Source organism: Pirellulales bacterium, from assembly GCA_035546535.1.
In the GTDB taxonomy this organism is placed as follows: Bacteria; Planctomycetota; Planctomycetia; order Pirellulales; family JACPPG01; genus JACPPG01.
Genome location: DASZWQ010000027.1, coordinates 1 through 10384, shown reverse-complemented (window position 1 = coordinate 10384; position 10384 = coordinate 1). Strand labels below are relative to the sequence as shown.

Genomic DNA, 10384 nt, shown 5'->3' with positions numbered 1-10384 from the left:
CCCCCATGATCGAGCTGCAGTGCGAAAGCGCTCCGGTTGCCAGCAGCCCGGAGTTCGTGCAATTTGCCAACGATCTGGCCAGGCAATTGGCCACCGGCCCCGGCGCCAAAACGCCGGAGGAGTTGCTCAAGCAGCCCTCGCCGAGCAAGCCGGGCGAGACCTTGGGGCAGGTGAAGGACGACATGTTCAATCGGATCCGCGAGGTGTTCAACCTGGCGCGGATCGTGCGCATCGACGCGCCGGCGGGTGGCTACGCCCATCATACCGGCAGTCCTGGCGTGTTGGTCGAGGTCGAAGGGGGCACGCCCGAGGTGGCGAAGGACCTGGCCATGCACGTCGCAGCCAACAAGGTAGCGGCGGTGACCAAAGAGGACCTCGACCCGGCGACCGTTGCCAAGGAGCGCGAGATTCTCACCGAGGCGGCCCGCGGCGAAGGCAAGCCAGAGAACATTCTGGCCAAGATGATCGAAGGGCGGATGAAAAACTTTTACGCCGCGAACGTCCTCACCGAGCAGCCGTTCATCAAGGACGACAAGAAGACCGTCGGCCAGATGGCCAAGGAAGCCGGCATGAAAGTGAAGAAGTTCGTCCGCTGGGAGCTGGGCAAGGAGTAATTGTCGACCGCACGACGCGGCGCGCCAGGGAATCGCGCACTGCGCCGTGCCGCAGTCGGCCGCAAGTCGACTCGCCGCGATCGCACGCCCGCGCGAGCCTTGGCAAGACGTTTTCAATTAACACGGAAGCGAGTACTCATGGCCGACGTCACGGGCAACTATAAACGGGTGGTGTTGAAACTCTCCGGCGAGAGTTTTACGCACGCCGGCGAGCGCGGCATCAGCATGGATGCGGTAGTCCACGTCGCCGAGCAAACCGCGCAGGCGGCCCAGCGCGGCGTGCAGATTGCCATCGTGATCGGCGGAGGCAACATCCTCCGCGGCGCACAATTCGCCTCGGCCAGCGCGCGGATCCAGGAAGCCACGAGCCATTACATGGGCATGCTGGCCACGGTGATCAACGGCCTGGCCTTGCAGGACGCGCTCGAATCGGTCGGCTGTGCCACGCGGCTGTCGTCGGCCATTCGCATGGATGGCGTAGCCGAGCCATATATCCGCCGCCGCGCGACGCGGCACCTGGAAAAAGGACGCATCGTGATCCTGGCCTGCGGCACCGGCAGCCCGTTCGTAACGACGGACACGGCCGCGGCACAGCGGGCCCTGGAACTGGACGCCGATATCCTGCTCAAGGCGACCCGCGTCGACGGCGTGTACTCGGACGACCCCGAGAAAAACCCGCACGCGGTTTTGTATAGTGAGCTGAGCTACCATTCGGTGCGCGAGCAGAATCTGCGCGTGATGGATCCAACGGCGATCACGCAGTGCATGGAACACGACATGCCGATCCTGGTTTTCAATTTCCGCAAGGCGGGCAACATCGTCCGCGCCGTAAGCGGCGAAAAAGTGGGAACCCTCATCCGCAGTAAAGTCGCCGAACCACGTTAAGAAAGGAAAAATGCCGGATGATAAATGATGAGCAGGCGAAGGCCGCTCAGGAGTTCCGTTCATCATTCATCACTTTGCATTCATCATTTACTTGGGTGATCACATGAACGCCGACGATATCCTCTTGGACGTCGAAGAGCGGATGGATAAGGCCATCGATGTTTTGAAGCATGCCCTGGCCGGCATCCGCACGGGCCGCGCTAACCCTGGGTTGGTCGATACGCTGCGCGTCGAGGCCTATGGCTCGCCAACGCCGATGAAGCAACTGGCGAGCGTCGGCGTGCCGCCGGATCAGCCCTCGCAGATCGTGATTCGCCCCTTCGATCCGGGTACGCTCAAAGACATTGAGAAGGCGATCCAGGCCAGCGGCCTGGGCTTCAATCCCATGAGCGATGGCCGCGTGCTGCGGCTCAACGTGCCGCCGTTGTCGGGCGAAGTGCGGCGCAAGATGGTCGCCCGCGTCAAAGAGCTGACCGAAGAGGCCAAGGTCTCGATCCGTAACGTCCGCCGCGACGGCAACAAGGAAGCCGACACCGCCGAGAAAGACAAGAAGCTCGGCGAGGACGATTGCAAATCGCTCAAGGAAGAAATCCAAGAGCTGACAAAAAAGTACGAGAACCGCGCCAACGACCTGGCCAAGGCCCGCGAAGCCGAAGTCATGGAAGAATGAGCGGGGAATGCAAAATGATGAATGCAAAATAATTTGCAAAAGGACGTGAGCAACGAGCGTCAGCCAATTCATCATTCATCGTTTTGCCTTCATCATTTCCCATGACCAGCTACACCCCGATCGCCGGCGTCATGCGGATGGAGCGGGTGGCGGTCGTGGCGCATCGCGGGGCCAGCCGGGTCGCTCCCGAAAACACGCTGCCAGCTTTTCAAGTGGCCGTGCAATGGGGCGTCGACATGGTCGAGTTCGATTATCTGCACACGGCCGATCAGGTGCCGGTCGCCTTTCATGACGAGGATCTGGATCGCCTGACCGACGCGCGGGCTCGTTGGGGGGGCGAAAAGATTCCGCTCGCTACCAAGACTCTGGCCGAGCTCAAGACGCTCGACGCGGGCAGTTGGTTGGGACCGCAATTCGCCGGCACGCGGATCCCCACGTTGGAAGAGGCGCTCGATGCGATCCTGGCCGGCTCGCTGCCGCTCATCGAGCGCAAGGCAGGCGACGCCGCGACGTTCGTCGACCTGGTAAACCGTCGACACTGTGTCGCCAGCGTCGCGGTCATGGCGTTCGATTGGGATTACCTGCGCGAGTGCCGACGGCTGTCGCCGACGCTCGTCCTCGGTGCCCTCGGCGAGCACGACATTTCCGCCGCGCAGCTCGACGAAATGCAGTCGTTCGGCGCCGCATTCGCCGGCTGGAACAACAAGCATCTCACGAAAGCACATGTCGACGCCCTGCACGAGCGCGGATTGCGCGCCAGCGTCTGGACGGTCGACGATCCAGGGCGAGCGAAGGAACTCGTAAGCTTCGGCGTCGACATGATCACGAGCAACGTGCCGGACGTGATCAAGGCCGCCATCGCGGGCTTGCGCAAGGGCTGAACGTCCCGAGTCGCAAGCGGTGACAGCGACCCGCTAGGATCGTGGTGCGTGTGTGGCGCCATCGGCCTTGACCCCTTTCGGCCGCCTTTCCTATACTCCCCCGCCCACTGATCCCGCGAGCGAAGGATTTGGGCTTCCCGCCCCAGGCCCTTCGCGCCCACGACCCAACGACCGGAGACATTGGCCATGTCAGGCATGGAAGCCGCAGCGCCGCAGGCACGCCCGCGCACATCTTGGAAGAGCCGACTGGCTCTTATCGCTGGAACGCTTTCGATCGTCGGCACCGCCATCGCGGTGCGCACGATGTGGGGACCCGCGCCGGCCGACGCCGGCCCGCCGGCGGCGCAGGCCGCCAAGGGCCCCAGCAAAGCGCCGACCGCTGCTAACGCGGCCAAACCGCCCGAGCAGAAGATGCGCGTCATGGCGGTCGTCAATAATCAGCAGATCACGCGCGATGACTTGGCGCGCGAATGCATGTTGCATCATGGCAAGGAAGTTCTCGAAAGCCTGACGAACAAGTATCTCATTGCCGAGCACTGCAAGATGCGGAACATCGTGGTGACGACCAAGGAGGTCGACGCCGAGATCGACCGCATGGCCGACCGCTTCGGCATGCCCACCGAGCAGTGGTTGAGCCTGCTCAAGGACGAGCGCGGCATCACGACGGCGCAATACGCCAAGGACATCATCTGGCCGACGATCGCCCTGCGCAAGCTGGCCGACTCGCGCCTGCAGGTGACGCAGCAGGATCTGCAAGAAGCCTATGAGACGCAGTTCGGGCCGGCCGTGCAGGTCCGTGTGATCACGACTACCGATCCCAAAAAAGCACAGGCCCTGCGCGCCGAAGTGATGAAGAACCCCGAAGAGTTCGGCAACATCGCCAAGGAGCATTCCGAAGACGCCGGTAGCGCCAGCGCCAAGGGCATGATCCAGCCGGTTCGTCCGCACATGGGCGACGCGACGATCGAAAAAGTCGCCTTCTCCATGAAAGAGAACGACATTTCGGAGGTCTTCCAGGTTCAGAACCAGTTCGTCTTCATGAAGTGCGAGGCGCTGATTCCCGCGCGGCCGGTGCCGATGGAGCAGGTGCAAAAACTGCTGACCGAGGCGATTCGCGACAAGAAGCTGCGGTTGGCCGCCAAGGATGTCTTCGAAGAATTGCAAAAGCAGACGGTCGTGGAGAATATCTACAACGATCCGCAAAAGCGGGCCGCCAATCCGGGAGTCGCCGCCAAGGTCAACGGCCACCCGATCACGATGCAAGAGTTGGCCGAGGAATGCATCGAGCGGCACGGCAAGGAAAGCTTGAAAGGGCTGATCAACCACCGCCTGGTCGAGCAAGCCTGCCAGAAACGGAAGATCCAAGTCACGGCGCAAGACATGGACGTCGAGGTGATGCGGGCGGCGTCGATCGGCGTGAAGCCGCGCGCCGACGGCAAACCCGATCTGGAAGCATGGCGCAAGTACGTGATGGAAGAGCAGGACATGACCTGGGAGGTGTACCTGCACGAAGTGATCTGGCCCGAAGTGGCGCTGAAGAAACTGGTCGGCGACAAGATCCAGGTCTCCGAAGAAGACCTGCACAAGGGCTTTGACGCCAATTACGGTCCGCGCGTGCGCGTGCGGGCGATCGTGCTGAATCATCAGCGCCGCGCCCAGGAAGTGTGGGAGCTGGCGCGCAAAATTCCCGCGATCGAAAAGCTCGCCAAGCGCCCGGCCGAAAAACTGGCCGGCGGCGTGTGGGTCGAACCTTCGCCCGAGGTGAAGGCCGCCATCGACGAAGCCGCCAAACAGTTCGGCAAGCTGGCCGCCCAATACTCGATCGAGGCGGGCAGCAACGCCCTCGAAGGGGAAGTGCCGCCGATTCAGCGCTTCAGCGGTCGGCCGCTGCTGGAGCAGGAAGCCTTTTCGCTGCGCGCCGGCGAGATGTCGGGCATCGTGCAACTGGGCGAGAAGTTCGTGATCCTCTTCTGCGAAGGACGCACAAAGCCGGTGGGCGCGAAGTTCGAAGAGGTTCGCCAGCAAATCGCCGACGACGTCCGCGACAAAAAGTTGCGCGTCGAGATGGCCGAAGAATTCGCCAAGATTCAAGACGCTGCCACGATCGACAATTACCTGGCCGGCACCACCCAGACCGGCAAACAGGACGAGCGGGCCATGTTCCAGCGCACCGGCGCCGAGATGCCGGTCGATCCGAACGTGCCGCGCGGCTCGCACGCGGGGCCCGCACCCAGCCGCCTGCCGACGGGCATGAAGCCAGGTGCGAGTCCGACCACGCCGCTGTTGAAATAGCGGCCGGCGGCTGGCGCGCCCGGATTATTTCGCATCGCCACTCGTGTAGAGCCACGGCCTCGCTCGCTTCAAACGAGCGAGGCCTTCGCGCGTGACACCTGGCGTGCGGTTGAACATGGCACTTTCCAGCTTCGGCAGCGACGCGAGAGCGCGGCGCGCCTGAGCAGAAACCAAGCCGCTGCGAGTGCCGCGCCGCTACGTGCGGCCTGGCCTATCGCAACGACCACTGTCGTCAATAGAATTTTGGGGGGATTTTTCACCCCCAAAGCCCAGCGTGTCGTTTTCCGGACAACCGCGGTTTCAACCAGCCGGCGAACCTGCCACCGGCGGCCGACGTCCTGTTGCCGGCGTCATGCTCGGCAAACGCGGATCATTTGTGTGCCGCGCGGCGCCAGATGCCCTATTTTGCCGATACTGGGGACGCTGGATGGCGATTCGCCCTGTTTTCCAAACGCTGGTGGAGTTGTATCTTTGAGTGCTGGGACGCGCCTGGCGGCGCGCCTGCGCCCATTCTCGAGCCGGGTTCTCCGATGAACGATCCTGCTTCGTCTCCTCTGGACGACGATGGCTACGCGCCCTTCAAGGTCCGTCTGGCCGAGCGCATGAATCGGCTGCCGCCCTACCTTTTTGGGCGTATCAACGCGCTTTTGTACAAAAAACGGCGCGCCGGCGACGACGTAATCGACCTGGGCATGGGAAATCCCACGGACCCGCCGCAGGATCAGGTGATCGAGAAGCTTGTCGAGGCGGCCCGCGACCCCGCGAATCACGGCTACAGCCAGTCGACGGGTATCATGAACCTCCGTCGCGAGGTGGCCAGCAAATATCTCAAAAGGTACGGCGTGCGGCTCGACCCCGAGAGCGAGATCATCGTCTGCCTGGGCTCGAAGGAAGGTTTCAGCCACATGTGCCTGGCCCTGATGGGCCCCGGAGACACGGCGATCGTGCCGGCGCCCACGTTTCCGGCGCACGCGCATGCCGTCACGCTAGCCTCGGGCAATGTCATCACGCTGGAAGTGGCCGATTGCGAGAAGTTCCTCTCGAACGTGGCCTACACGTGTCAGCACCTGCATCCCGCGCCGAAGCTGCTGATCATCAACTACCCGCACAATCCCTCGAGCGTGACGGTTGAGCCGGAGTTTTTCGTCGAGGTGGTGAAGTTGGCGCGGCGCTACGGCTTCATGGTGATTAGCGACGCGGCGTACGTCGATGTGGCTTTCGACGGCTATCGGCCCCCCAGCTTTCTGGCGGCCCCGGGCGCGGTCGACGTGGGCGTTGAATTCACGACCATGAGCAAGGGTTACAACATGGCTGGCTGGCGCGTGGGCTTCTGCGCCGGCAACCCTGAAATGGTGCGGGCCCTGGGCACCATCAAGGCCTACTACGATTACGGCATGTTCCAGGCGATCCAGGTGGCCGCGATCGTAGCGCTCCGCCATACCGAAGCCGCGGTCGAAGCCCAGGCCGCGATCTACCAGCATCGCCGCGACGTGCTGGTCGAAGGCCTACGCCGCATCGGCTGGGACATCACGCCGCCGCGGGCCGGCATGTTCGTCTGGGCCAAGATTCCCGACATCTGGCGCCAGCGCATGGATACGCTGAGCTTCGCCATGAAGCTACTCGAAGAAGGGGACGTTGCGGTGAGCCCTGGCTCGGGCTTTGGCCCGGCCGGCGAAGGTTTCTTGCGCATGGCGCTCGTGGAAAACGAAAGCCGGCTGCGCCAGGCGGTGCGGCAAATCGGCCGCTGCCTGGGAGCTGAAACGCGCGGCGAACCGAAGGCCGAGCGCGCGGCACGGCCGGTGTCGGGCTAAATATTGGCCCTCGGAATCGCTCGGTCGTCAAGGTCGCCGAGGCGCTACGCGCGCCGGCAGCTTCGCCCTATAATCTTCCCGGAAGTTTCCGGAGCTGCGCTGGTGGTGCTGCGCGTGCGGCCGGGAAAGCGAGGACGCAAAAAAATCGAGGGCCCTTGCTCGCCGGGGCAAGGACCCTCGTAAAGGCTGTCCGGAGCGGCCCTAGTGCGGCAACGTTCCGGAGACCCACAGCCATTGGGAGGGTATCGGGATGGTAAGCCGCGCGACTTTAGCGGCTCTGCTGCGCGGCGGGCGGCGCATGTACATCAGACCGCTACAACCGGCAATGCCTGAACGTTGGTCGAATCATTCAACAAAAACCGGACAGAACGTCGCATGAATCATCCCCCGATCGCCAAGCTCGCGCTGGAAGACGGCACCGTTTACACCGGCACCTCGTTCGGCGCTGCGGGCGAGGTCGACGGCGAGGTGTGCTTCAACACGTCGATGTCCGGCTACCAGGAAATCGTCACCGATCCGAGCTATCGTGGGCAGATCGTGACGATGACCTATCCCGAGATCGGCAACTACGGCGTCAACGCCGAAGATGTCGAAAGCGGCCGCCCGCATTTGTCGGCCTTTGTCGTCCGCCAACTGAGTCGGCGCGTGAGCAACTTCCGCGCGGAGGGCGGTTTGCACGATTATCTGGTCGCGGCCGGCATCATGGGCCTGGCCGACATCGACACGCGCGCCCTGGTGCGCCGCATACGCGATCGCGGCGCCATGAAGGGCGTGCTATCGACCACCGATCTCGATGACGCCAGCCTGGTGGCCAAGGCCCGGGCGAGCCGCGGCCTGGTCGGTCGCGACCTGGTGCGCGAGGTGGTGCCCAGCGACGCGAAAAACTGGAGCGAACCGCTTAGCCCTTGGGCCATCTTGGGTGACGATTCGACGCCTGCAAGCGACACTCGCCCGCATATTGTCGCGCTCGACTACGGCATGAAATGGAACATCGCCCGGCACTTGCACGACCAAGGATGCCGGGTGACGGTGCTCCCGGGCACGTTCACGGCCGCGCAGGTGCTCGCGCAAAAGCCCGACGGCGTTTTTCTCTCCAACGGACCCGGCGATCCGGAACCACTCGAATACGCCATCCAGACGATTCAAGGCCTGCTGGGCCAGGTGCCGATTTTCGGCATTTGCCTGGGGCACCAGTTACTTTCGCTGGCCTGCGGGGCGAAGACCTTCAAGATGAAGTTCGGCCACCGCGGCGCGAATCAGCCGGTCTTGAACCTGGAGAACGGGACCGTGGAAATCACGGCGCAGAATCACGGCTTTGCCGTCGACGAAGCCTCATTGCCCGCGTCGCTCGAAGTAACGCACCGCAGCCTGAACGACGACACGATCGAGGGCGTCAGGCATCGCGAGTTCCCGGCCTTCAGCGTGCAATATCACCCCGAAGCATCGTCGGGGCCGCACGACAGCCACTACCTGTTCCGGCGTTTTCGCGAGACGTTGTCACTCGTCGAACAATAACGACATGACGTCCACGACGGCAAGGGCGGCCGCCGGGTTGTGCAGTCCGTCGACGTCTACCGCGTCGCGCCACACGCGCAGTGCGTAACGCACGTATTGCTCGCGCGATTCTTCGAGCAGCGTCGGGCCGAGGCTGGCTTTGATTTCGGGCCACAGGCGTTTCAGCCCGACAAGCGCGTCGGTGCGTCCGGCGATCGCCTCGAAGACGGCGTCGTCGAGGATGCCCAACTGCTCGACCGGATCGGATCCCGCGGCCGTGCGCCCCAACAATAGTTGGTGATCCACCTGCTGGTTGTCGGCCAGTTCTTCGGCGACTTCCGCGCCCTGGCGTGACAACGCATGCACAGGAGTGAGTCGCACGTGATCTTCGGTAGCGACCATGTTCGTTCTTGCTCCGCCTTGTTCCGAAGGACTGCTGATCAACTCGTGGCAGGGGACTTCGCGCGACGAGGAGCGGCATCTCCCTGTCCTTGCACCGCCTTCGACAAACCGCGCCGCAACTGCTGCAACTCGCCCCACCAGCCGCCGGATTCGTCCTCAGACGGCGCAGCAGTACTTACGGCGGGCGCCGCTGCATCGGTCATTTGCGCTGGCACAGATGGCACTTCCGCAATCGGGCTCGCCGCCGCACTCTCGACCGGCACGCCGGCGGTCGGTGTGCGGATGGCCTGTGGCGCCTCTGCGATCCGCGGCGCCGCGGCTACCGCGGCCAAGAGGAGCGGCTCCGTGACGTCGGCAAGTCGTTGGCGCTCGCGGGCGAGCTCTTCGCTGGCGGCGCTCATTTGCGATCGGGCCTGTGCCAGTTCCGCCGCGGCCGCCTGAGCCAGCGATGCGAAGTGCGACTGCGCCTCGGTTTGAGCCGCCATTAGTTCTTCGCTGAATCGTGTACGAGCGTGCTCGAATTCGGTGAGGAGTTTTGTGAAATCCGCCGCATGATCGGCCGCAGCAGTTGGCGAAGCCTCGCGAGATTCGGCCACCCACCGTTCGGCCGCAACACTGGCGGCTTCCAATCGGTCGAGCGCCTGCGCCAGACCGGCGAGTTGCCCCTTGAGCGCGGCCCGCTCAGCTTCCAGCTCTTGTTCACGATCTTGAAGCCGGGCGGCCAGCGCTTGCAGGTTGTCGAACTGTTCTTCGACGAAGCGGCCGAAATCGTCTCCGGCGCGCACCATCTCGCCCAGGTATCCGCGAATTTGCTCGCGGTCGACTTCGGTGATGACAGGTTCGCTGGCCATGCCGCCTGACGCGTTTGCACCATACCGGCGAAAGACATGCGGTCGCTCGAGCCGCCAGCGAAAACGTAGGTCGCTTTCTCGGGCTTTGCAAACGCCCGATCGCGCGACGGCGCAGGAGTAGCGTCACGGCACGCAAGTTGTGACGATATCGGGCCTTTATGTGCGCCGGTTGCGAGGGTTCGGCGGCAAAATCGAGTCCTCGGGTTAACCCATCCCCTGGGATAACCCCTGGACGGGATGCGCGGTGCGCCACCCTCTATATGAGGTATAAGCCCCTTGCAGGGCCGCGATGATATGCGATCTTTACTCGGAACCAGAATCCGTTGGACCGTGGAACGTGACCTATTGAGTCCTATCTAGATAATGGTCCATCAAGCGATCAGGTGTGTGTAGCGGAAGAAGGAATGTTTCAAGTAGGCGTCATGCTGCTGATTCGTGATCGATGATCGGATGGAGCGGCCCAGGTGCGCGGCGTCGTCCGGGA

The 10384-nt window shown here is 63.3% G+C and carries 9 protein-coding genes; 7 read left to right on the top strand and 2 right to left on the bottom strand.

Translation table 11 applies throughout. From position 1 onward, the window contains the following. The 7 genes from tsf to carA all read left to right on the top strand — a co-directional run. On the top strand, positions 1-614 hold a 614-nt coding region (tsf, locus tag VHD36_03355), incomplete at its 5' end, for a translation elongation factor Ts (protein HVU86331.1). 138 nt (positions 615-752) lie between these two features. Next, positions 753-1499 carry a UMP kinase gene (gene pyrH, locus VHD36_03350; protein ID HVU86330.1) on the top strand — a complete coding sequence of 249 codons (747 nt, stop codon included), beginning with the start codon at positions 753-755 and terminating at the stop codon, positions 1497-1499. A 103-nt stretch (positions 1500-1602) separates the two neighbouring features. After that, positions 1603-2169: a ribosome recycling factor gene (frr, locus tag VHD36_03345; protein ID HVU86329.1), complete on the top strand. Its 567-nt coding sequence runs from the start codon at positions 1603-1605 to the stop codon at positions 2167-2169. 101 nt (positions 2170-2270) lie between these two features. Further along, positions 2271-3050: a glycerophosphodiester phosphodiesterase family protein gene (locus tag VHD36_03340; protein ID HVU86328.1), complete on the top strand. Its 780-nt coding sequence runs from the start codon at positions 2271-2273 to the stop codon at positions 3048-3050. 186 nt (positions 3051-3236) lie between these two features. Continuing rightward, entirely contained in the window at positions 3237-5342 is a 2106-nt protein-coding gene (locus VHD36_03335) for a peptidylprolyl isomerase (protein ID HVU86327.1), read from the top strand. 530 nt (positions 5343-5872) lie between these two features. Continuing rightward, positions 5873-7153 (top strand): aminotransferase class I/II-fold pyridoxal phosphate-dependent enzyme, encoded by a 1281-nt coding sequence (locus tag VHD36_03330; protein HVU86326.1) that lies wholly within the window; start codon positions 5873-5875, stop codon positions 7151-7153. A 375-nt stretch (positions 7154-7528) separates the two neighbouring features. Then, on the top strand, positions 7529-8668 hold the full coding sequence (gene carA, locus VHD36_03325) for a glutamine-hydrolyzing carbamoyl-phosphate synthase small subunit (GenBank protein ID HVU86325.1): 1140 nt from the start codon (positions 7529-7531) through the stop codon (positions 8666-8668). On the opposite strand, the gene VHD36_03320 is transcribed toward carA, so the two are convergent. Further along, positions 8651-9049: a hypothetical protein gene (locus VHD36_03320; protein ID HVU86324.1), complete on the bottom strand. Its 399-nt coding sequence runs from the start codon at positions 9047-9049 to the stop codon at positions 8651-8653. The two genes, carA and VHD36_03320, sit on opposite strands and share 18 nt — an antisense overlap. A 38-nt stretch (positions 9050-9087) precedes the next feature. Continuing rightward, entirely contained in the window at positions 9088-9900 is an 813-nt protein-coding gene (locus VHD36_03315; GenBank protein HVU86323.1) for a hypothetical protein, read from the bottom strand. Positions 9901-10384 lie beyond the last annotated feature (484 nt).